At 72.4% G+C, this 21,517-nt stretch carries 16 protein-coding genes; 11 read left to right on the top strand and 5 right to left on the bottom strand.

The features are described 5' to 3' along the window. The first annotated feature begins 41 nt into the window (after positions 1-41). Both WMF46_RS21195 and traA read left to right on the top strand, forming a co-directional pair. Complete coding sequence (locus WMF46_RS21195; protein ID WP_437987243.1) at positions 42-2,939, top strand: helix-turn-helix domain-containing protein; 2,898 nt, start codon at positions 42-44, stop codon at positions 2,937-2,939. Positions 2,940-3,127: 188 nt separating this feature from the next. Continuing rightward, entirely contained in the window at positions 3,128-4,435 is a 1,308-nt protein-coding gene (gene traA, locus WMF46_RS21190; protein WP_437987242.1) for an outer membrane exchange protein TraA family protein, read from the top strand. A 63-nt stretch (positions 4,436-4,498) separates the two neighbouring features. Here traA and WMF46_RS21185 read toward each other — a convergent pair whose 3' ends face one another. After that, positions 4,499-4,987 carry a type II toxin-antitoxin system RatA family toxin gene (locus WMF46_RS21185; RefSeq protein ID WP_437987241.1) on the bottom strand — a complete coding sequence of 163 codons (489 nt, stop codon included), beginning with the start codon at positions 4,985-4,987 and terminating at the stop codon, positions 4,499-4,501. 49 nt (positions 4,988-5,036) lie between these two features. On the opposite strand from WMF46_RS21185, the gene WMF46_RS21180 reads away from it, so the two are divergent. From WMF46_RS21180 to WMF46_RS21155, 6 genes are all read left to right on the top strand, one after another. Next, positions 5,037-5,630: a Uma2 family endonuclease gene (locus tag WMF46_RS21180; RefSeq protein WP_437987240.1), complete on the top strand. Its 594-nt coding sequence runs from the start codon at positions 5,037-5,039 to the stop codon at positions 5,628-5,630. A gap of 125 nt (positions 5,631-5,755) precedes the next feature. Next, positions 5,756-5,983, top strand: coding sequence for a hypothetical protein (locus WMF46_RS21175; RefSeq protein WP_437987239.1), 228 nt, complete (start codon positions 5,756-5,758; stop codon positions 5,981-5,983). 295 nt (positions 5,984-6,278) lie between these two features. After that, the gene (locus tag WMF46_RS21170) at positions 6,279-7,667 is read left to right on the top strand and encodes a serine hydrolase domain-containing protein (protein ID WP_437987238.1); all 1,389 of its coding nucleotides are present in this window, start codon (positions 6,279-6,281) and stop codon (positions 7,665-7,667) included. Between the two features lie 287 nt (positions 7,668-7,954). Beyond that, positions 7,955-9,301 carry a serine hydrolase domain-containing protein gene (locus WMF46_RS21165; RefSeq protein ID WP_437987237.1) on the top strand — a complete coding sequence of 449 codons (1,347 nt, stop codon included), beginning with the start codon at positions 7,955-7,957 and terminating at the stop codon, positions 9,299-9,301. A gap of 185 nt (positions 9,302-9,486) precedes the next feature. Then, complete coding sequence (locus tag WMF46_RS21160; RefSeq protein ID WP_437987236.1) at positions 9,487-10,995, top strand: metallophosphoesterase; 1,509 nt, start codon at positions 9,487-9,489, stop codon at positions 10,993-10,995. A gap of 239 nt (positions 10,996-11,234) precedes the next feature. After that, the gene (locus tag WMF46_RS21155; RefSeq protein ID WP_437987235.1) at positions 11,235-13,319 is read left to right on the top strand and encodes a hypothetical protein; all 2,085 of its coding nucleotides are present in this window, start codon (positions 11,235-11,237) and stop codon (positions 13,317-13,319) included. 63 nt (positions 13,320-13,382) lie between these two features. On the opposite strand, the gene WMF46_RS21150 is transcribed toward WMF46_RS21155, so the two are convergent. Continuing rightward, positions 13,383-13,772: a response regulator gene (locus WMF46_RS21150; RefSeq protein WP_437987234.1), complete on the bottom strand. Its 390-nt coding sequence runs from the start codon at positions 13,770-13,772 to the stop codon at positions 13,383-13,385. After that, a complete protein-coding gene (locus WMF46_RS21145; RefSeq protein ID WP_437987233.1) occupies positions 13,769-16,759 on the bottom strand; it encodes an ATP-binding protein in 2,991 nt (996 codons plus the stop codon). The genes WMF46_RS21150 and WMF46_RS21145 overlap by 4 nt, the downstream gene beginning before the upstream one ends. 14 nt (positions 16,760-16,773) lie before the next feature. Between WMF46_RS21145 and WMF46_RS21140 the strand changes: the two genes are divergently transcribed. Genes WMF46_RS21140 through WMF46_RS21130 form a run of 3 tightly spaced genes read left to right on the top strand, consistent with a single transcriptional unit; the run spans position 16,774 to position 19,723 of the window. Then, on the top strand, positions 16,774-16,899 hold the full coding sequence (locus WMF46_RS21140; RefSeq protein ID WP_437747321.1) for a hypothetical protein: 126 nt from the start codon (positions 16,774-16,776) through the stop codon (positions 16,897-16,899). Then, the gene (locus WMF46_RS21135; protein WP_437873216.1) at positions 16,896-17,882 is read left to right on the top strand and encodes a hypothetical protein; all 987 of its coding nucleotides are present in this window, start codon (positions 16,896-16,898) and stop codon (positions 17,880-17,882) included. Before WMF46_RS21140 ends, WMF46_RS21135 begins: the two co-directional genes overlap by 4 nt. Further along, positions 17,879-19,723, top strand: coding sequence for an ArnT family glycosyltransferase (locus tag WMF46_RS21130; protein ID WP_437987232.1), 1,845 nt, complete (start codon positions 17,879-17,881; stop codon positions 19,721-19,723). The genes WMF46_RS21135 and WMF46_RS21130 overlap by 4 nt, the downstream gene beginning before the upstream one ends. 6 nt (positions 19,724-19,729) lie before the next feature. On the opposite strand, the gene WMF46_RS21125 is transcribed toward WMF46_RS21130, so the two are convergent. After that, positions 19,730-21,202, bottom strand: coding sequence for a hypothetical protein (locus WMF46_RS21125; protein ID WP_437987231.1), 1,473 nt, complete (start codon positions 21,200-21,202; stop codon positions 19,730-19,732). Between the two features lie 64 nt (positions 21,203-21,266). Further along, on the bottom strand, positions 21,267-21,482 hold the full coding sequence (locus tag WMF46_RS21120; protein WP_272099673.1) for a hypothetical protein: 216 nt from the start codon (positions 21,480-21,482) through the stop codon (positions 21,267-21,269). Positions 21,483-21,517: the final 35 nt, after the last annotated feature.

Raw genomic sequence — 21,517 nt, 5'->3', positions numbered from 1 at the left:
CAGGAGAGCGCCGCATCGCCGATGATCGAGCGCTCGCACCGATGGCACGGGTCTCCAGGGCGGGCCGCAGCGCGGAGCCCGCGGTCCGCTTCAACCACACGCTCCTCCAGCGGGCGCGGCTCGATCTCGACCTGACGCAGGAGCAGGTCGCCGCGTCGATCGGCGTCGACGTGCGGACCTACCGCCGCTACGAGTCGGGCGCCGTCAACGATCCGCGGCTCGGCTTCTCGGTCCGGAGCCCGTCCCGGCGGCGCATCCTCGAGCGGCTCGGCGCCGAGCTCGGCCTCGCCGAGGCGGAGCTGCTCGTCGTCGAGGCCGAGGCCGCGCCGGCGGAGGATCCCGCCGCAGAGGAAGCAGGTGCGGCGAGCCAGGCCGCGGAGGCGCCCGCCAGGGCGGGGAGGGCGCTCGCGGGGGCGGAGAAGGCGCTCGCGGGGGCGAGGGAGGCGCTCGACGAGGAGGCAGCGGAGAAGGCGCCGGCCGGCGCGCCCGCGCCGTCGCAGGGAGCCGCCCCGGCGTGGCGCCCGCTGCACGCGCATACGCTCCAGCGAGCGCGGCACTTCGTCGGGCGCGCCGAGATCGTCGATCGGCTCGCCGCGTGGGCCGACGGCTCGCCGCCGTGCCCCCGGGTGATCGCGCTCCTCGGCGTCGGCGGGGCGGGCAAGACCGCGATCGTCGAGCGCTTCCTCCAGGGGCTCGGCGACGCCCCGCGGCCCGGCGGGGTGCTCGTCTGGAGCTTCTACGACGACCCCAGGACCGAGGCGTTCCTCGACCAGGCGGCGGCCTACTTCGCGCCGGGCGCGGGCGCCTCGGGCCCGGCGGCGCCGCGGCCTCAGGCGGCGCCCGGAGAGCAGCTCGCGCGGCTGAAGGAGGCGCTGGGGCAGGGGCCGCCGCACCTGCTCGTGCTCGACGGGATCGAGACCGTGCAGGCCGAGGGGGGCGCAGGGCGCGCGCACGGCGAGCTCCACGACGCGCTCCTCCGGCGGCTGCTCTGCGCGATCGCGTCCGGGCTCGGCGGCGCGCGGGCGCTCGTCACGTCGCGCTTCGAGCTCGCGGATCTGTCCGCCTGGGCCGAGGGCGGGCTCGCGACGATCCGGCCCGAGCCGCTCTGCGAGGGCGACGCCGCGTCGCTCCTGCGCCGCTGGGGCATCCGCGGCGACGACGGCGCCCTCGGCGCGCTGTTCGAGACGACGGGAGGCCACGCGCTCTCGGTCGCCGTCGTCGGCTCCTACGTGGGCGCGTTCCTCGGCGGCGACGCGGGGCGGCTCTCCGCGGCGCAGGCGGCGCACCTCGCCGAGGCCGAGCAGGACGACGTCCTCGCCCGCCGCCTGAGCTCGGTGCTGTCGGCCTACGCGCGCGCGCTGCCGCCGGGCGAGCGGGACCTGCTCGCGCGCCTCTCGGTGTTCCCCGGCGGCGCCGGCGAGGAGGCGCTGCTCCAGCTGATCCGGGCCGGCGGCGAGATCGCGGGCGCCATGGCGGGGTGGGGCGCCGCGGAGCTCGCGCGCGGGCTCGCCCGGCTGGAGCGGCTGGGGCTCGTGTTCGCGGCGCGCCCGGGCGAGCGCTGCTACTCGACGCACCCCTTCGTGCGGCAGCACTTCAAGTCGCTGCTCGGCGTGCCGCCGGAGCGCGTCCACGCCGCGGGGAGCGCCGCGCCGCCGCCGCGTCTCGACGAGGCGCCGCGCCGGGCGCCGCGGGAACGCGAGGCCGTCGACGCGTACGAGGCCATCCTCACCGAGCTGCTCGGCGCCGGACGGGCGGGCGAGGCGTACGACATCTACGCGCTCGCCCTCGGCGGCTTCGCGCACCTCGGGCTCAAGCTCGGCGACATGGCCCGCGGCGCCCGCATCCTGCGCGCGTTCGCCGGCGGCGACGACCCCCGCGGCATGCCGGCCTCGCTGCCCGCGCGGGTGCGCGCGTCGCTCGCGTACGACGCGGGGCTCTACGCCGGCGCGCTCGGGGATCTCGCGTTCGCCTGCGCCTGCTACGAGGCGCACAACGAGATCGCCGGGGCGCTCGCCGACCCGGCCCCGATCGCGACCGGCCTGCGCACGCTGGCGTACACGGAGCGGCTGCGGGGCGACCTGACCGGCGCGCGCCGCCTGCTCGAGCGGTCGGCCGAGATCGCCGGCGGCGCCGGGGGGAGCGCCCGTCGCGCCGCGGACCAGGTCCACGCCGTGCGCGCGCTGGCGCTGCTCGCCGCGGTGCTGCACGACCTCGGCGAGGTCGACGCGGCGGGCGAGCGCTTCGCGCGCCTGCGGGCGCTGGGCGACGCGCCGGTGGCGCGCCGCGCGCTCTGGGAGGCGGAGCACGCGCTCGCGCTCGGGCGCCGCGACGAGGCGCGCGAGGCCACGGAGCGGAACATCGCCGAGTGCAGGCGGAGGGGCTGGGAGGGGCACGTCGCGCACGGCCACACGCTGCTCGGCCTCGCGCTGCTGGACGGAGGCGGCGGCGGCGACGTCGCGTCGGCCGAGGCGCACCTCGTCGAGGCGCGCCGCTGGGCTGCCGCGACGGGCGAGGTGGAGGTCGCGCTGCGGTGCCACGAGCTCGCGGCGCGGATCGCGCTCGCCGCTGGCCGGCTCGACGACGGCGCGCGGCAGGCGCTCGAGGGGTTGCATGTCGCGGAAGCGTGCGGGTTCGGTCCGTTCCGCGCGCGGCTCGCGGTGGTCGCCGCGCGGTGCGCGCTGGCCCGCGGCGCGGGGGCGGCGGCGTCCGCGACGGCGCTCGCCGACTCGGCTGTTGTGTGGGCGGGCGAGGACGCGTGGGCGAGGGCGGACGCGCTGCACTGGGCGGGCGTCGCGCGCGCGGCGGCGGCGGCGCGCGGCGAGGACCGCGCGCGAGGGCGGGAGCTGCTCGCCGAGGCGGCGGCGCTGCGGGCGCGCCTGCGCCACCCCGGGGCCGGAGCGTCGCGGGAGGCGCTCGCGCGGGCGCGGCCAGGCGGATGAGGGCCGGGCGCGCGGCGCGCGGCGGCGAGTGGAACGGCGAGGGCGGACACTCCGCTGCTCGCCGTCGGGATCGTGCCGTGAAGGGGATTTCTGGGCTCCGCGTGACGAGCGCGGGATAACGTGCCGTGCGTCGCGGGTCGCATGCGAGCGGCCGCGTAGTTGCGCTGTTTTCCTTGCCAGGAGCGACCATGTTCCACCGACGTCCCAAGCTGACGATCTCTTTCGTGCTCGCCCTCTCCACGGCGCTGGGAGCACCGGTATCCGCGAACGCCGAGCCAGTGATCATCGAAGGCGGTCCTGTGGCTCCGCTCCCCGCCGAGGGAGGAACGGGCCTGTGCGGCGCGCAAAGGTTATCGTCCGAGCCAGATGTCGACTTCTGGGTTTCATCGGGCGACAGCGCGGACTTCATCGAGAAGATGAGCACGTTCTTCGACGCGGGGCAGGAAGAACTCGTGAGCTCCGTGGTGCGCACACCGCTCGATCTCTCGAACAAGTACGAGGCCGGGAGCGGGGCGAGCTTCGGCGATTTTCTGGACGCTGTCTCCGACTGCCCGGCAGGAGGGTGCGACTTCGTCGCCAACGAACCCGACGTGGCGTTCGGCATGCGCCTGCGCGGGTACCTGGCCGTGCCGTCCGACTACGTCGAGCAGCCTGTCCACTTTGGCATTTACGCCGACGACGCCGTGGCCCTCGTGATCTACGACTCGGCGCAGGCCGCCTATCCGGTGCTTGTGCAACCACCCGCGCTCGGCGCACCCAGCTGGCGAATGACGAATACCGTCACGTTCGCCGAGGAGGGCCTGTACCCCGTCGAGATCCTCTATGCCGCGATCGTCGAGCATTCAGCGCTCGAGGTGTCGCTTCTGGTCGGCGAGTTCGCGGATTTTCAGCTCAGCGCCGGCGAGGCCGCCAGCACGAACCTCGCCGGGGCCGGCTTCACGCTCCTCGAGCCTGCGGCGTTCCATCGGAGCGTGGCGGGCGACGCCTCCGCGTCGGACGAGGACGCCTGTGCGCAGTGCGGCCGCGAGTTCGCCGGCCAGACCGGAAACACCGGCTGTGCGGCGGGCTCCTACTGCAACGACGCCGCGCTGTGCGCGCCGTGCGTCGTCGATGCTTTCTGCGGGCCTTCGTGCAACCCGTGCAGCGCGCAGGCGCCGCGCTGCGCCCTCGTGGAGGGGACGCCGGCGTGCGTCGCCTGCGTGAGCGATGCCGACTGCGATGACGGCGAGGCCTGCGACCTCGAGGCGCACGCCTGCGCGGTGCCGCCCGGCCCAAACGCGGGCGCCGGCGGGACCGGCGGGGGTGGGGGCGGCGGTGGCGGCGCGGATGCGGGCAGCGGCGGCGCGGCGTCGGAGCCGGACGCGGAGGACGACGGCGGCTGCGGGTGCCGGGTCGGCGGCGAGGGGCGGCAGGGCGGCGGGCTCGCCTTCGCGCTCGCGGGGCTCGGGCTCGCGCTCGCGGGCGCTCGTCGCCGGACGCGCGCGGCCTCGCGGTGAGCGGGTCCACGGAGCGCGGCTCGCGCTGAGCTCAGCTCCTGCCGCGCGCGGCCTTGCCGCGCGTCAGACGGCTGCCGGGCCGCGCCTCGGCAGCCGCTGCAAGATATCGGTCGTCTCGGCGCTCTGCTTGAGCCCGGCGAGGCGCTGCACGATGTCGCGCCTCAGCACGGCCGCCATCATCGGCTCCAGCACCGGGGCGAGGGCTTGCGGGCGCGCGGTGAAGTTGTAGCGGAACGTGACGCGGGTCCGTCGCGGCGACAGCGCCTTGAAGAGCCATGCGCCCGAGAACTGGCGGAAGATCCGTGGCCCCTCGATCATGGTGATGGCCACCTGCTCCGGCGGGTTCAGGGTGATGTAACGGGCCTCCATGGACAGCCCGTTCTTCGCCCGCACCCACACCCGCACGCCGACGGCTGGCTCGGTCGCGCCGTCGCGGTAGCGCATCTCGCGGAGGAACGGGTCCCACTCGAGCCGGAGAGCGTAGTCCTGGGACAGCGCGAAGAGCTCGTCGGAGGCTGCGTCGATCTCGGCGGTGCTCTGGATGGTGGGCATGGCGCCGAGGATAGGGTCGCGACGCGCTGGCGTGGCATATTGCGGGACCATGAACGAGCCGGCGCGGAGGATCGTCGGGACATACGCCGAGTATCTCGAGCAGGAGCGGGCGAGCCCGACGAAGCACGAGTTCCTGAACGGCGAGATCTTCGCGATGGTCGGCGGGACGCCGGAGCATGCGCGCCTGTGCGCGAGCGTCGGCGCCGAGCTCCGGGCGCAGCTCCGCGGGCGGCCCTGCGCGGTCTACTCCTCCGATCTGCGCGTCCGGGTCCAGGCGACCGGACTCTCCACGTACGCTGACGTCAGCGTCGTTTGCGGGAGGCTCGAGTGCGATATCGAGGACAAGGACGCAGCGCTCAACCCGATCGTCCTGGTCGAGGTCCTCACCGAGAGCTCGGAGGCCTACGACCGTGGGCAGAAGTTCGCGAACTACCGGCGGATCCCCTCGCTCCGGGAGTACGTGCTCGTCACGCGGCACGAGCAGCGCATCGAGGTGTTTCACCGCAACGAGGACGACTCGTGGACGCTCCGGGAGGCCCGCGCTGGAGAGGGCGCGCACCTCGAGGCGATCGGGTGCGTGCTGTCGGTCGACGAGGTTTACCGAGACCCGTTCGCTCAGGTCGCGGCGGAGGCAGAGGGGTGACTCCAGTAGTCGTGATGAGCCTCGCCACATCGGCTGGATGAGCGGCTTGAGCGCGTGGTTGCGCGACACTCACCCGCGAGGGGGCTCGCCGGCCCGCGGCAAAGCAGTGCGGCGAGGCCGAGACGATGCGTGACCGGCTCTGGACCTTCCTGGTCCGTCGCTACGCAGACCTCCGGAAGATCGGGTACTACTTCCACGGCGACGCGTTCGAGGAGGTGACCCCGAAGCTCCTGTCGCGCGCGTCGAGCACCGCCGTCGACGACGTGAGCGAAGAGGTCGAGGCAGAAGCGGGCGGCGGCGAGGACGGCAACCACGGCGCCGTCGCGCAACCCGCCGTCGCGTCGTCGCCGTAAGCGGCGCGCAGCCTACCGCGCCGCGCGGCCGAAGTCCTTGCGCTGCGGCGAGGTCGATGGGGAGCCTGCCGTGGTGATCCGCAATGGCGCAGAGGGCGTTCGAACGTCCATCACCCGCCATCGGCGGCGTCCTGAAGAGAAATTTCGTCTCCGGACGTGAACGAACCTCACGAGTCCGGGAACAGAGCTCCGAAATCGAGCGGCGCTCTTCGAGCAACGTGGCGACGCCCGGGGGCGTGAACCGCCGGCTCGCGACGGTGATTCGAGGGAGCCGGCACACGACCAGGAGCCGATCATGAACTTTCCACACCCTCGCTTCGCTTCCCCGACAACGTCGATCGCCCGCGCAGCATCCATGCGCCTGCGAAGCGTGCTCTCGACGGTGCTCGTCTCGACGCTGCTCGGGTCTTCAGCCCTGCTCGCGGGCTGCTCCGACGGCAGCGGGGCGCCGGCGACGCCGGACGCCGCGAGCGGCGCGGGCGGCAGTGGCGCCGAGAGCGGTGCAGGTGGAGACGAGAGCGGCGGTGGCGGCGAAGACGCCGGCACCGGCGGAGGCGAAGGCGGAGGAAACCCGTCAGGTGAGTGCACCGGCGATCCCACCCTCCACGCCAACACCGATCCCGACGACGTCGTGCAGCAGGGCGCGGACCGCCTGGTGCGCGACGACAAGTTCCCTGCCGTCCTGGTCGCCGTCGGTGACCGCGACGGGCAGACCCGTCACTACACCGCCGGTGTCGGCGACCTGGAGACCGGTGCGAGCGTGCCTGTCGACGGGCAGGTGCGCATCGGCAGCAACAGCAAGCCCTTCACCGCGGTGGTCGTCCTGCAGCTCGTCGGCGAGGGCAAGGTCGACCTCGACGCGCCGATCGAGACGTACCTGCCGGATCTCCTCCGCGGCGACGGCATCGACGGCCGCGAGATCACGGTGCGGCAGCTGCTGCAGCACACGAGCGGCCTGCCCGACTACGTCGGGCTGGCCCTGGGCGACGACGTCTTCGAGGTCCTGCACACCTACTTCCAGCCCCGCGCCCTGCTCGACCTGGCGCTGACGCAGCCGGGGAAGGCCCCTGGCGCCGAATGGGCGTACAGCAACACCAACTACATCGTCGCCGGCTTGATCGTCGAGAAGGTCACCGGCCGCCCTCTGGCCGAGGAGATCTCGCGCCGGGTCATCGAGCGCATCGGGCTGCGCAACACGTATATCCCCGACGTCGGCGAGCAGGGCATCCGGGGGTGCCACCCAAAGGGCTATCACGCGGCGCTCGGTGAGCCGCTGCGCGACGTCACGGAGCTCGACCCGTCCCAGGCGGGCGCCGCCGGAAACATCGTCTCCACGCCGGGCGACGTGAACCGCTTCTTCTCCGCCTTGCTCGGCGGCGAGCTCCTCGACCCGGCGCAGCTCGAGGAGATGCGCGCGACCGTCGACGCTTCCAGCATGTGGCCCGGCTACCGGTACGGGCTCGGCCTGAGCAGCAGCCCGCTGCGCTGCGGCGGCGTCCTCTGGGGCCACGGCGGCGACATCTTCGGCTACGAGACCAGCGGCGGCGTCACCGAGGACGGCCGCGCCATCACCGTCGCCGTCACGGCGCTCCCCTCGGCCGTGCCGAGCGTCCACACCCGCGAGGAGGCCTACGCCGCGTACGCCAACGTCCTCGCGCTCGCCGATGCCGCGCTGTGCGAGTGAGCCCCGGGCGCGCCCCCGCGCCGGTGGTCACGATCGCCGCGTCGGCACGATCCAGAGGATGAGTTCTTACGACAGACTCGTAGGAGGCATGAACGAACCTCACGAGTCCGGGAACAGCGTTACGAAAAAGAGCGGCGCTCTCCGATGAACGCGGCGATGCCCGGCGGCGCAAGCCGCCAGCTCGCGGCGGTGAACCGAGGGCGCCCGCACGCGACCAGGAGCCGATCATGAGATCTCTGCACCGTCATTTCACTTCTCCGAGAACCCGGGCTGCCAGCGCAGCAGCGATGAGCTTGCGAAACGTCTTCTCGATGGTCCTCGTATCGGCGCTGCTCGGGTCCTCGGCCCTGCTCGCGGGCTGCTCCGACGCCGGTGGGACGCCGGAGAACACGGGCGGCGGTGCCGGCGTGGGCGGAGACGCCGGCAGCGGCGGTCAGGACGCCGGCAGCGGCGGCCAGGACGCCGGCAGCGGCGGTCAAGACGCCGGCAGCGGCGGCGAGGACGCCGGCGGCGGCGGCGGGGGCGACCCGTCGGACGAGTGCACCGGCGATCCCGCGAACGGCGCCAACACCGATCCCGACGACCCGGTGCAGCAAGGCGCCGATCGTCTTGTGGGCGACCTCAAGTTCCCCGCCGTCCTGGTCGCCGTCGGTGATGGCGACGGGCAGACCCGTCACTACACCGCCGGTGTCGGCGACCTCGAGACCGAGGCGAAGGTGCCTGTCGACGGGCAAGTGCGCATCGGCAGCAGCAGCAAGACCTTCACAGCGGTGGTCGTCCTCCAGCTCGTCGGCGAGGGCGATGTCGATCTCGACGCGCCGATCGAGACCTACCTGCCGGGCCTCGTGCGTGGCGACGGCATCGACGGCCGCGAGATCACCGTGCGGCAGCTGCTGCAGCACACGAGCGGGCTGCCCGACTACGACGATGTGCTCCTGGCCGAGGGCGTCTTCAAGCTCCAGCACACCTACCTCGATCCCCACGCGCTGCTCGACATGGGGCTGGCGCAGCCGGGGAAGACGCCCGGCAGCGAATGGGCGTACAGCAACACCAACTACGTCCTTGCCGGCATGATCATCGAGAAGGTCACCGGCCGCCCTCTGAACGAGGAGATCACGCGCCGGATCATCGAGCGAATCGGGCTGCGCAACACCTACCTCCCCGGCGTCGGCGAGCAGGGCATCCGCGGGTGCCATCCCAAGGGCTACCACACGGACGTGCCCGGCGAGCCGCTGCAAGACATCACCGAGCTCGACCCGGGATGGGGATGGGCCGCCGGCCAGGTGATCGCGACCCCGAGCGACCTCAACCGCTTCTACACCGCCCTCTTCGGCGGCGAGCTCCTCGAGCCGGCGCAGCTCGAGGCGCTCCGCACCACGGTCGACGCCCCCGCCATGTGGCCCGGCGCCCGGTACGGGCTCGGCGTGGTCAGCACCCCGCTGAGCTGCGGCGGCCTCGTCTGGGGCCACGGCGGCGACATCCCCGGCTACCACACCCGCGGCGGCGTCACCGAGGACGGCCGCGTCGTCACCGTGGCGATCACCGTTCTCCCGTACTTCGTGTTCGGCGAAGAGGGCGCCGAGCAGGCGTACATGGACGTCCTCGACCTCGTCGATACCGCCCTCTGCGAGTGACCGTCCGGGGGCGCTCGCGCACGCCGAGCCGGAGGCGAGCCGGCGGGCGAGCCGCTGCCGGCCGAGCCGTCCGCTCGACCGGCGCTCGCCCGCCTGCGAACCGTCGCGGCACGCGGCTTGCGACGCACGCGGGGTGGGGGACGCGGCCGCCTCATGGCGGGATCGCTCGACCCTGGAGCAAGGCAATGGATGTCGCAGCCAGGGATATCTTCGTCATCAGCGATCTGCACATCGGTGACGGCGGCGCGCGCGACAACTTCGAGGCAGGCAGGAAGACGTCGCAGCTGCGTGCATTCCTCGACCACGTGGGCAGCGAAGGAGGCGAGCTCTTCATCCTCGGCGACCTCTTCGAGCTCTGGCAGATGAACCTCAGCCTCCTGTTCGTGAAGCGGCGGGCGCTCCTCGACCAGCTCGCCGCGCTGAGGCTCGTCTACGTGCCCGGCAACCATGACGTCGATCTCGTGCACTTCATCGAGACGGACCTCCTCAAGCACCCCTTCTTCGCGTGCATGCGCGCGCCGTTCACCCGAGAGCTCGGCGGCAAGCGGTTCCACTTCTGCCACGGGCACGAGACCGATCCGTTCAACGCCGGGGACGAGCCTGGCTTCGGCCGCATGTTCTCCATCCTGGCCGGCGTCGCAGAGGACGAGAACGGCTCTCCTCTCCTCAAGGGCGGCGAGAGCGTGGAGGACGTCCTCGAGAAGTTCGGCGACTCGATACTGACGATCTGGAAACGCACCCTGGCGACGATGAGCCAGCGCGCAACCGAGGGGGACCCGTCCCCCCCCGGGGCATTGACGCCGGCGCAGAACCCGGACCGGCTCGGCGAGCACGTGGTCGGGGTCCGCGCGGAGCTCGACACGGGCGCCTACGACGTGGCCGTCCTCGGGCACACCCACAAGGCAGGCTCCATCGGTGACTGGTATTTCAACAGCGGTTCATGGGCCGGGCCTCTCAACTCGTTCCTCCGCATCTCTCCGGACGGACATGTCCGCTATCTGGAGTGGAAAGACGGTCGCGCCACCGAGCGCGGGATGCCCCTCGTGCTCCCGGATGCGAAGCCCGATCGCGCACGTTCGGCGACGAAGAGCCCGGTCGCCGCGGCCCTCTCCGCCGCGAGGACGATCTTCCCGAAGCCGACGCGCCCGGAGCGCTCCCGATGGATCCTCATCGCGCAAGGCGCCCTCGCGCTCTCCGTGGGCGCCGGCGCGCTGACGATCTCCGTCGGTCAGGGCTCCTCCGCGGGGTGGCGCCTGCTCGTCCTGGCCTTCGCAGCCTACGCGCTCATCGATGGCGCCCTGTCGCTCGTCGGTGCGTTGCGGGAGCCGCCCATCCGACGCCTCCTCTCCCGCGTGCGCGGCGTGGCGAGCCTCCTTCTGGGCCTCGTCGTGCTTCGTCGCGGTTACGTGGTCGAGATGTTCGTGGTCCTCGTGGGGTTCTCTGCGTTCATCTCCGGCGCGCTGCGCGTCGCGGCGTCGATCGTGCTCAAGGGAATGGTCGAGTCGAGGTGGCTCTTCGTCGTGGGCGCTGGCTCGACGCTCGCCGGCCTCGTCCTGCTGTTCTTGCCCGTGTCGGCGGTGCCTCTCAAGTTCGTGCTGGCCGGCTATCTCTGTTACTACGGGGCAGGGGAGCTCCTGGCAGGCGTCTTCGGGCAGCGGCTGCCCAGGGCGGCGGGCGTCCGTCCCTCCTCATGAGGCCGCTCCCGCGCCGCCGGACAACGCTCCTTCCTATGCGCGCGTAGAAACACCCCCTCTCCGGGCGCCATTGATCTACGCTCCTGCGCGTCTGGCAGTCCGGCGGCCGATCGCGCGGGGAGGCGTTCTCGCGGCGCGACCAGGGCGCCGGGCGCTCTCGCGGCGCGCCGCCTCGCTCTCGCTGGCCTCCCGGCCGTCCCACGCGCCTCGCAGGTCAAGGGCCCCTCGGAGCTCAAGCCATGAAGATCTCCCTTCCGATCCCGCCGTCCCGCCGCGCCCCGCTCGCCGCCCTCGCAGGGCTCGCCGCCCTCGCCGCGGGCGCCGCCTGCTCGGCGCCGCACCCGCCTCTGCCGGCCGAGCCGCCGCCGGTCGCGCCGCCTGCGCCCACGCCCACCCAGGCCGCGCCCCAGGCCCCGCGCTTCGATCAGATCCCCCGGCTCGAGCTCAACCGCATCGCCGTGGAGCTCGATCTCCCGCTGTTCTGGATCGCCGATCGCAACGGCTCGGGCGCCGTCGACCCCGACGAGGTCTCCGCCCTCTGGCGCCACACCCCGGCGCCGACCTGGGTCGCCTCCGGGGCCTTCACCCCGGCGTTCACGTCGGCGTATGCCGCGATGACCAAGGTCAAGGCCGAGGGCCACCTGCGCGCTGGCCTCGACGAGGCCGAGGTGCGCCGCCGCGATGCCGTCCTCGCGGAGCTCGCGGCCGGCCGCCCCTCGCTCCTCCGGTCCGACTTCCGCGGCGCGCCGGCCGAGGATCGCGCCATCGTCGGCCACCTGCTCAAGGTGGCCGAGCTCATCGAGCAGATCCACGCGAAGCAGCTCGGCTCCGGCGGCATGGCCGACAAGATCCCGGCCGACGACCCCGCCAGCCGGGCGTTGTTCTGGCGCAACCAGGGGCCCTGGTGCCAGCAACCCAGGACGCGCGACGATCCGAGCTGCAGCGCGCTGCCGAGCAGGCCGCCCCGCGTCACGGGCGTCTATCCGGCGCGCCTCCAGCAGGACAAGAAGTTCTGCGCCGCGCTCGAGGCGCGCCCGGATCAGAAGGCGCTCCTCTCTCCCTTCACCGTGGTGGTCGAGGAGCGCGGCGCCCTCAAGGCCGTGCCTTACAGCGAGGCCTACAAGCCCGAGATGGAGGCGGTGAGCCGGGAGCTCAAGGCGGCGGCCGAGGCGATCCAGAGCCCGAGCGAGGCCGCCTTCAAGGCCTACCTGCTCGCGGCGTCGCAGGCGTTCCTCGACAACCGCTGGGAGGCCGCGGACGAGCCCTGGGCGAAGATGAACGCCGAGAACTCCGCGTGGTACCTGCGCGTGGGGCCGGACGAGACCTACTGGGAGCCGTGCAGCCGCAAGGCGGGCTTCCACGTGAGCTTCGCGCGGATCAACCAGGAGTCGCTGACCTGGCAGAAGAAGCTCGATCCGGTGAAGTCCGACATGGAGACGGCCTTCGCGGGCCTCGCGGGCGCGCCGTACAGGGCGCGCAGGGTCGCTTTCCACCTGCCCGATTTCATCGACGTCCTCCTGAACGCCGGCGAGTCGCGCGCCGCGACCGGCGGGACGTCAGGGCAGAGCCTGCCGAACTGGGGGCCTGTCGCGACCGAAGGCCGCGGCCGCACCGTGGTCATGGTGAACCTCCTGCAGGACGACGACAGCCGCGCCGCGCTCCGGGAGGCCGCCGCGTCGCTCCTCTGCAAGACCACGATGGAGAGCGTCTCCCTCGAGCGCCCCGTGGCCGCGCTCGGGACGGTGCTGCACGAGGCGGCCCACAACCTGGGCCCGGCGCAGGGCTACAAGGTGCAGGGCAAGACCGACGACGAGCTCTTCGGCGGGCCGCTCGCCGTGATGCTCGAGGAGCTCAAGGCCCAGACCGGCGCGCTCTTCTTCACCGGCTGGCTCGCGCAGAAGGGCGTCCTCGACCCGGCGCTCGCCCGCATGTCCGAGGTGAGGGACGTGATCTGGGCGCTCGGGCAGGCGGGGCAGGGCATGTACACAGCGGGCGGCGAGCCGCGGCCCTATGGTCACCTCGCCGCGATCCAGCTCGGCAGCCTGCTCGACGCAGGAGCGATCGGCTTCTACCGCGGCGAGACCGCGGCGAACGGCGCGGACAAGGGGTGCTTCTCGATCCAGTCGGACAAGATGCCCGCCGCGGCGGAGGCGCTCGCGAGGACGGTGCTCGGGATCAAGGCGCGCGGCGACAAGGCCGGCGCGCTGCGCCTCCGCGAGACGTACGTCGAGAAGGCCGGCGCCTGGAAGGCGCTCCGCGGCGTGATCGAGGAGCGCATGCAGCGCATGCCGCTCGGCAGCGTCGTCTACGCGATCGAGCTGTAGCGGCTCGTCCCCCTGGGCTCCGCGCTGGCATCCATGCCGAGCCGCGCGGTGCCTGCGGCGTGCTCAGCGGACCGCAGCCCTGACCAGCCGTAGCAGATCGTCGAGATCGACGGGCTTACGGACGATCCAGAGCGCTCCCTCCTTCATGCAGCGCGCGGCGGCCGTGTCGGAAGCGTGCGCCGTCACCACGATGACCGGCAGGTTCGGGTGGAGCCGCTTCAGGGCGGCCAGGGTCTCATCGCCGCCCATGCCTGGCATCCGCAGGTCGGTGATCACCAGATCGAACGGCTCGCCCTGGACCTGCTCGACCGCCGCTTCGCCGGTCGCTGCGGTGGCGACCTCGTACCCTTCGAAGGACAGGAACGTATCCAGCGTCTCCCGGATGTCTGGCTCATCGTCGATCACCAGGACCCGCGGCCTGTTGCCCGGGGGCTCGCTCAGCTGGTTGTTCACGGCGTGTCCCCGTCGCGGCCTTGCACGTGAGATGCGGGCAGCCACATGCGGATCGTCGTCCCCGCGCCGAGCTCGCTCTCGACGCGGATGTCGCCGCCGTTTTCCTGGATGAACCGATGCGTCAGCGAGAGCCCGAGGCCGGTCCCCTTTCCCGGCGGCTTGGTGGTGAAGAAGGGCTCGAAGAGGCGGTCCAGGTGTTCGGGGCGGATACCAGAGCCGGTGTCGTGCACCTCGATCTGCACGCCCTCGATGTCCCTGTAGCGGAGGGGGTGAGCCTCGACCTCGACGGTGCCGCCGCGCGGGGTCGCGTCGATCGCATTGCCGATCACGTTGAGCAAGGCGGAGTCCAGCTGCGCCGGATTCACGAGCACGGTGGGCAGCGGCGCCGCGGTGGAGCTGTTCACCTTGAGGTGGACGGCGCGCCCGCGCGCCCGCGGCGTGGAGAGCTCGTACGCGCGGCGGAGCGCGGTGCACATGTCGCACGTCTCCCGGCCGATCGTCTTGCCGCGCGAGTAATCGAGCAGCGCTCGCGTGAGGTCGGAGCAGCGGTGGGCCTGCTGCTCGATGGTGCGCAGGACCTTGAGCAGCAGGCGCTCATCGGGCATCCCGTGGCCGTCGCGCTGCCGCTTGAGGACGAGCTGGGCGTTCATCAGGATGATGGCGACAGGGTTGTTCAGCTCGTGCGACAGCCCCGCGACCAGGGTCCCGATCGCCGCCATCTTGCCGGCCTGGACGAGCTCTTCCTGCGTCTCCGAGAGCCTCTTCAGGGCCGTCGCGAGCTCGGTGTTCTTCGCCTCGAGCTCCTGGTAGGCGCTGTGCAGGCGCTCGGCCGCGCGGACCCGCGCCTTGAGCTCCAGCGGATCGAACGGCTTGACCAGGTAGTCATCGGCGCCGACCTCCAGCCCCCCCACCGTTTCGGCGCGGCTCGCCTTGGCCGTCAGGAGAATGATCGGGATAGAGCGGAGGTCGGGCTCCCGCTTGAGCTGCCGGACCAGCTCGAAGCCGTCCATTTCCGGCATCATCACGTCCGATACGATGACGTCGGGCCGGCTCGCTTTGACCGCTTCGAGCGCCTCGCGGCCGTTGGTCGACAGCGCGATCTCGTACTCGGCCAGCAAGATGTCCTCGATGTAGGACCGCATGTCCGGGTTGTCTTCCACCACGAGCAGGCGCGGCGCGGGCTCGGTCCGCCGCACCCCGGCGCCGCTCGCGCCCGCGGCGCGCAGCTCGGACTGGGCGAAATCGCCCGCGCCGGCGCGCGTTCCATTCGCGCTCGTCCGCACCGGCGAGCGGAGGGGCGGCGCGATCCGAGGGGCCGCAGCGCGCGGCAGCCGCACGAAGAAGCGAGAGCCAACGCCGGGCTCGCTCTCCACGCCGAGGGTGCCGCCCATCAGCTCCGTGAGCTCTTTGACCAGCGACAGCCCGATCCCGGTCCCTTCGTGCTTGCGCGTCATCGACGCGTCGATCTGCTGAAATCTCTGGAACAAGAGGTGCATCTTGTCCGACGGGATGCCCGGACCTGTGTCCTCGACGCAGAGCTCGACTACGCCGTCGCGCGGCCGCAACCCGACCGCGATCCGACCCCCCGGCGGGGTGAACTTGAGCGCGTTGCCCAGCAGGTTGAGCGCGATCTTCTCGAATTTGCGCCGATCGAGGGGGACCGTATCCAGCGCGGGGTCGACCTCCAGCGCGAGCTGCAGGCGGCCCCGCTCCGCCGCTGGCCGAGCTTCTTCCACCAGGTCGGCGACGAGCGTCGTCACGTCGACCGCCTCCCAGTCGAGCAGCATCTTGCCGGCCTCGATCTTCTGGTAGTCGAGCACGTCGTCGACAAGCCGGTGTAGCCGCCGCCCGCTGCGCTGAATGCGCTCCAGGTGCGTCCGCACCTTGGGCGACAGCGGCTCGTCCGGGCTCGACAGCAGCGACTCGAGCGGCCCGAGGATCAGCGACAGCGGCGTCCGCAGCTCGTGGCTCATCATCGTGAGGAACTCTCCCTTGGCGCGGGCAGCGGTGTCCGCGGCCTCCTTGGCCTTGTGCAGGTCGAGCTCCATCTGCTTGCGCTCGGTGATGTCGGCGTAGATCCCGAGCAGCCCCGTCACCTCGCCGCTCTCGTCGCGGATGGGCACCTTGCTGGTGAGCAGGACCCGCCGCTGGCCGTCCGGGCGGAGCAGGGGCTCCTCGATGTCGAGCATCGGGACGCCCCGCTCCATGACCTCGCGGTCGATCTTCACGAAAGCGGCCGCGTCCTCCCCCATGCCCCAGACGTCGAAATCGGTCTTGCCCACCAGGTTCTCCAGGACCCTTGTGTGGGTGTCGTTGAGGAAGTTCTGGTTCCCTCCGAGAAACCGGCCCTGGCGATCTTTCCAGAAGATCGCGTGCGGGACATTGGCAATGACGTATTTCAGCACCGCTTGTTGCTGGTCGAGCGCATCCAGCGCCCGCTGTCGTGCGGTGATATCGATGCACGTGGCGAGGGCGCCAGTGACCTTGCCGGCCGGGTCCCGCAGCGGGATGTAGCGAGCCTCCAACCAGCCTTCCGGCATCTGCCCGACGGTCGTCACCGCTCGTCCCTCGAGGGCATGGCGCGCGTTCTCGGTGACGCACGGGTAGGCGGCGAACACGTGGAACACGGAGCGGCCCACGCGCTCGCCAGGCTTCAGCCCCAGGGCCTCGAGCCCGCGCCCCTCGAAGAGGGTGATGATCCCGCGCTCGTCGAAGGAGAAGAGCGCGAGCGGCGCATGGGTGAGCACCGTGCGCAGCCGCGTCTGGGCATCCACCGGCGTCGGGGCCCGGGAATCCGATCCACGGGCTGCGCGCGTTCGGGGGAGGTCGACATGGCCGACCTCGACGGGTTGGCGGGAACGGTACGACATGGTTTTGTGGGGCAAGCAACATAAGACCGGCGCCACGGACGTTGAAGCTCCACACCGCCAGAAAACCGGCCGCGGGGCAGGAGCCATCCGTCGCGTTTCCTCCATGATTTCCACCATGTAGGGCTACCGACGTGATGGATCTCATCCGCCGCGCCGCGCTCGCACCGTCGTGCTACAGGCCCGAGCCGGTGATCGCCGTCTCCGCGCTGCTCTTGCCGGCGGCACGCGCCGATCGGCTCGCCCGGAGGACGGCGTGACCTCGGCGCAGCTCCATGAGACGGCCTCGCCCGCGGGCGAAGCGGCGAGCGCGCGCGGCCGGCGCCGCGCCCTCGGCCTGCTCGCCCTCCTCGGCCTGCCGGCGCTCGGCCTCGGAGAGCTCGTGGCGCACGTGTACTTCAGCGAAAGCGCTCCGGATTTCGACGCCTGGCGCGAGGTGGGGGCGCCCCTCGCGGCGATGAAGCAGCCGGGGGACCTCGTGGTCGTCGCGCCTGGATGGGCCGATCCGGCCGCGCGCCGCGCGCTCGGGGACGAGCTGATGCCTTTGCGCGACGCCGCCCGGCCCGACGAGAGCCGCTACGCGGCCGCGGTCGAGATCAGCGTCCTCGGCCAGCGCGCCGAGGAGCTCGCGGGCTTCCGCGAGGAGGCGCGGCAGGAGCGCGGCCCCTTCGTGCTCCGGCGCCTCGTGAACCCGTCGCCCGCGCGCGTCGTCTACGACTTCGTCGACAACGTCGCGCCGGCGTCGGCCGACGTGCGCGTCACGGATCCTCCGGCCGCGTGCCGCTGGAACCCGCGCGCGCGGATCGCCGCCGGCGGGCTCGGCGGGAACCCGACGTTCCCCGCCGAGCGCTTCGAGTGCCCAGGCGGCCCGTTCTTCAACGTGGGCGTCACGGTGATCGCGGACGAAGAGTTCCGCCCTCGCCGATGCATCTGGTCCCACCCGCCGAGGGACGGCGAGATCGTCACGCGCTTCCGCGGCGTCCCGCTCGGCTCGGTGATCCGAGGGCACGCCGGCATGTACTGGATCATCGAGCGGGAGCGGCGGGGCGCGCCGGTCACGCTGTCCGTGCGCGTGAACGGCGAGACCGTGGGCGAGGCGACGCACGCCGACGGCGACGGGTGGGCGGCGTTCGAGTTCCCGCTCGCCGCCCACGCGGGCGCGGCCGAGGCCGAGGTGGAGTTCGCCGTGAGATCCGCCGACTATACGCACCGCCACTACTGCTTCGAGGCGGACACCCGATGAAGCGATCGGCGCCCCTCGCGCCCGCCGACGGCCTGATCGCGCTCGCGTTCGCGGCGGCGTACGTCGCCCTGCTGCTCGCGACCGCGGGCGATCTCGGCTACGCGCGCGACGAGGGCTTCTATTTCTTCGCCGCGGACCGCTACGGCGCGTGGTTCCAGGCGCTCCTCGAGGCGCCGCGCGCGGCGCTCGATCCGCGGAGCGTCGACGCCGCCTGGTCGGTGAACCACGAGCACCCCGGCCTCATCAAGTCGCTCTTCGCGCTCTCCAACCTCGTCCTGCACAAGCGGCTCGGGCTCTTCGCCATGGAGGGCACGAGCTACAGGTTCCCCGCGATGGTCCTGTCGGGCGTGGGGGTGGCGCTCGTGTACCTCTGGGGCACGCAGGCGCGCGATCGGCTCGCCGGCGCGTCCGCGGCCGCGCTCTTCGCGATGCTGCCGCGGTACTTCTACCAGGCGCACCTCGCGTGCTTCGACGCGCCGATCGTGACCGTCTGGGCGCTGTGCGCCTACGCCTACTGGCGCTCGCTGCGGGACGGCGGGGCGCTGTGGCCCGTGCTCACCGGGGTCGCCTTCGGCCTCGCGCTCGACACGAAGCACAACTCCTGGTTCTTGCCGATCGTCTGCGTCTCGCACGCCGTCGGCCTCGAGCTCAGGGACCGGATCGTCGCGCGCGCGATCGCGGCGAGGGCGGCGCCCGCGGCCGCCGCCGCGGCGTCGCCTGCGCGGCCCGGAGGCGCCCGGCGACCTCTGGCCGCGCTCGCCGCGATGGCGACGATCGGCCCTCTCGTCTTCTACGCGCTCTGGCCGTGGATCTGGCGCGACACGCTCCCGCGCCTCCGCGAGTACGCGTCGTTTCACCTGAACCACGAGTACTACAACATGGAGTTCCTCGGCCGGAACTACTGGACGCCTCCGATGCCGAGGGCCTACGCGCCCGTGATGACGGCGGCGACGGTCCCCGTCGTGACGCTGGTCCTCTTCGTCGCCGGGCTCTGCGCGGCAGCGCGCGAGCGCCTCCTCTATCCGCTCGCGTGCGCGGCGGCGCGGCTCGCCCCGGGAGGCGGGCGGCTCGCGGTCGCCGCGGAGCGGGCGCTCGCCGCGCGGCTCCGTCCGCCCGCGGACGACCCTGGCGGCACGGCGCTCCTCTGGTTCCTCGCCATCGCCGCGGTGTACGGCGCCTGGCTCTCCCCGAGCACGCCGATCTTCGGCGGCACGAAGCACTGGATGACGGCCTACCCGTTCATCGCCCTGTTCGCCGGCGCCGCGTTCTCCGGCGCCGTGCGGCGCGCGCGCGCCCGTCTACGCGCGCTGCTGCTTTCCCGGCGCGCGCGCGGATCCCGCGCGCGGGCCGGCGCGAACACCGCGCGCGCGGCCGCGCTCCCACGCGGCCCGCTGGTCCCGGCGCTGCTCGGGGCGGCGGTGGTCGCGGCGCCCATCGCCGAGACGCTGCACGCGCACCCGTGGGCGCTCTCGAGCTACACGCCGCTGGTCGGCGGCGCGCCCGGCGCGGCGAACCTCGGGCTGAACCGCACGTTCTGGGGGTACACCACGGGCGCGGTCGTCGCGTACCTCAACGAGCACGTCCCACCCCGAGGGACGGTGTACATCCACGACACCGCCGGCCCGGCGTGGGAGATGTTGCTGCGCGACGGGCGCCTGCGAGAGGACATCCGGGGCGTGGGGGCGGTCGCGGGCGCGGACTTCGCCCTCTACCACCACGAGAAGCACATGCTGGGGCAGGCGTACCAGGCGTGGGTCGCGTTCGGGACCACGAGCCCGGATCACATCGCCGGACCCGATGGCGTCCCGGTGATCCTGGTCTACCGCAACCGCGCCCGCTGAGCGCGATCAGCGCTTCTTCGCCGCCGCCTTCTTGGCGGGCGCCTTCGCCGCCTTCTTGGCGGGCGCCTTCGCCGCCTTCTTGGCGGGGGCCTTCGCCGCCTTCTTCACGGAGGCCGGCGCCGCGGCCTTCCCGGTCACCGCCTTCTCCGCCGGCGCGCTCGCCTTCTTGGTCGCGGCCGCCGGCTTCTTCGCCGGCTCCTTCTTCGCGCCTCGGACCGCCACGGCCCTGGGCTTGCTCGCCGCGGGCTGCTCCGTCGCCGGCTCGGCCGGCTTGCGGGGCTTCTCACGCGGAGCGGCCTTCTTGGAGGGCGCCTCCTCGAGGTCCTCGTCCTCCTCTTCGTCGAAGTCCTCGTCCTCCTCCTCATCGAGGTCCTCGTCCTCCTCGTCGAGGTCCTCGCCCTCGTCGAGGTCCTCGTCCTGCTCTTCGTCGAGGTCTTCGTCCCCCTCGTCGAGGTCCTCGCCCTCGTCCTCCTCGTCGAGGTCTTCGTCCGCCACCGCTACCGCCACCGGAGCAGGCTCGCGGCGTCGTGACGGCGGGGCGTCGTTGTGCAGGGGGGCGGCGGCCGGCTTCCGGGCAACGTCGAGCTCGTCGAGCGGGTCGCCGAGCACCACCGCGATCTCACGCTTGAAGTCGGTCATGTGGCTGTCGACCTCGAGCGCATCCTGCTCGGACAGCGGCGTGAGCTTGAGCTTGAGGACCCGATCGCCCGCGAGCTCCCACGACGCGGCACAGCCGCCCTCGCGCAGCATCCTCGAGGCGATGGAGTCGATCCGCTGGCGCAGACCGCCGCGCGCCCCGGCCTCGATCTTGCGCTGCAGCTCGAAGCGGCGCTCCATCATCGGGAGCGTCACGACCTTCGCCTCGACGAGATCGGAGAGCTCGTCGGCCACCGCCTCCTCGATCTCGAGCCGCGCGTCGGGGTCGCTGCTCTCGAGCGAGAATATCGCCTCGCGGAGCTCGGGATCGTAGCCCGTCAGCTTGCCGCCGGCGCTCTGGGCCGCGCGCGTCAGCGACTCGTGCAGCACCTGCGCCGGCGCGCGCTTGCCGACCGTCGAGGCGACGTACCCGAGCGTGTCCAGGCGTACGTGCACAGGGCCGTCGTCCTCGAGGCCGAGCTCGGGCCGCGGCCCCAGCAGCGCGTCGCGCATCACGCGGAAGACATCCCGCTTGATCACGTTGTCCTCGGTGAAGATGTCCTCGACGTGCTCGGACTCCATCAACGTGCTCGTGAGGCTCGCCACGAGCTCCTCGACCTGGTCGTCGATCTCGTCGGTGCCGAACGTGGTCGTGGGCTCTCCGTCGACGAGGACCCATGGCTCGAGCCGAGGCGTGATGGCCGCGATGTCCGCAGCCATCTTGTCCTCCAGCTCGCGCGCGAGCGCCGTCGCGCCGCCCCTGGCCACGAGGATGTGCCCGTGCGCCTTCAACGCGTCAACGATGCTCGTGGAAAGTCGGCGGGAGAGATTGCGCTCGTTCACGAGGCGCGCAGCTTACACGGTTTGCGCGGCCTGGCGATATTTGAAGACCGCGGATCGGCCGTACTCAGGGGTCGTTCTCGATCACCTTGATCAGCACGCCGCCGATGCGCTCCGGGATGACCGCGCGCGCTGCGTCGGCTCCTCCGGACCGGATGCTGACGCGGACGATGAAGCCGACCCCGTCCTCCCGCTCGACCCCGATGCCGACACACCACGGCTCGCCGCTGATCTTGGCCTTGAGCTCGTCCTTGGCCCGCCGGGCCGATCCCACGTCGCTCATCTCGTTCACCTCTCCTGAATGGGAGCGCGGTCTAG

The sequence above is a fragment of the Sorangium sp. So ce117 genome (assembly GCF_051524395.1).
GTDB classification, from domain to species: domain Bacteria; phylum Myxococcota_A; class Polyangia; order Polyangiales; family Polyangiaceae; genus Sorangium; species Sorangium cellulosum_B.
Note: the sequence above shows the minus strand (reverse complement) of the source record. Positions and strands in the feature narration are given on the sequence as shown.

Excerpts from the sequence above, each read along its gene's own strand:
- WMF46_RS21185 (WP_437987241.1), bottom strand. The coding sequence starts at position 4,987 with ATGCCCACCATCCAGAGCACCGCCGAGATCGACGCAGCCTCCGACGAG.
- WMF46_RS21165 (WP_437987237.1), top strand. The coding sequence starts at position 7,955 with ATGAGCTTGCGAAACGTCTTCTCGATGGTCCTCGTATCGGCGCTGCTC.
- WMF46_RS21130 (WP_437987232.1), top strand. The coding sequence starts at position 17,879 with ATGAAGCGATCGGCGCCCCTCGCGCCCGCCGACGGCCTGATCGCGCTC.
- traA (WP_437987242.1), top strand. The coding sequence starts at position 3,128 with ATGTTCCACCGACGTCCCAAGCTGACGATCTCTTTCGTGCTCGCCCTC.
- WMF46_RS21120 (WP_272099673.1), bottom strand. The coding sequence starts at position 21,482 with ATGAGCGACGTGGGATCGGCCCGGCGGGCCAAGGACGAGCTCAAGGCC.
- WMF46_RS21180 (WP_437987240.1), top strand. The coding sequence starts at position 5,037 with ATGAACGAGCCGGCGCGGAGGATCGTCGGGACATACGCCGAGTATCTC.
- WMF46_RS21145 (WP_437987233.1), bottom strand. The coding sequence starts at position 16,759 with ATGGTGGAAATCATGGAGGAAACGCGACGGATGGCTCCTGCCCCGCGG.
- WMF46_RS21175 (WP_437987239.1), top strand. The coding sequence starts at position 5,756 with ATGCGTGACCGGCTCTGGACCTTCCTGGTCCGTCGCTACGCAGACCTC.
- WMF46_RS21155 (WP_437987235.1), top strand. The coding sequence starts at position 11,235 with ATGAAGATCTCCCTTCCGATCCCGCCGTCCCGCCGCGCCCCGCTCGCC.
- WMF46_RS21170 (WP_437987238.1), top strand. The coding sequence starts at position 6,279 with ATGAACTTTCCACACCCTCGCTTCGCTTCCCCGACAACGTCGATCGCC.
- WMF46_RS21195 (WP_437987243.1), top strand. The coding sequence starts at position 42 with ATGGCACGGGTCTCCAGGGCGGGCCGCAGCGCGGAGCCCGCGGTCCGC.
- WMF46_RS21160 (WP_437987236.1), top strand. The coding sequence starts at position 9,487 with ATGGATGTCGCAGCCAGGGATATCTTCGTCATCAGCGATCTGCACATC.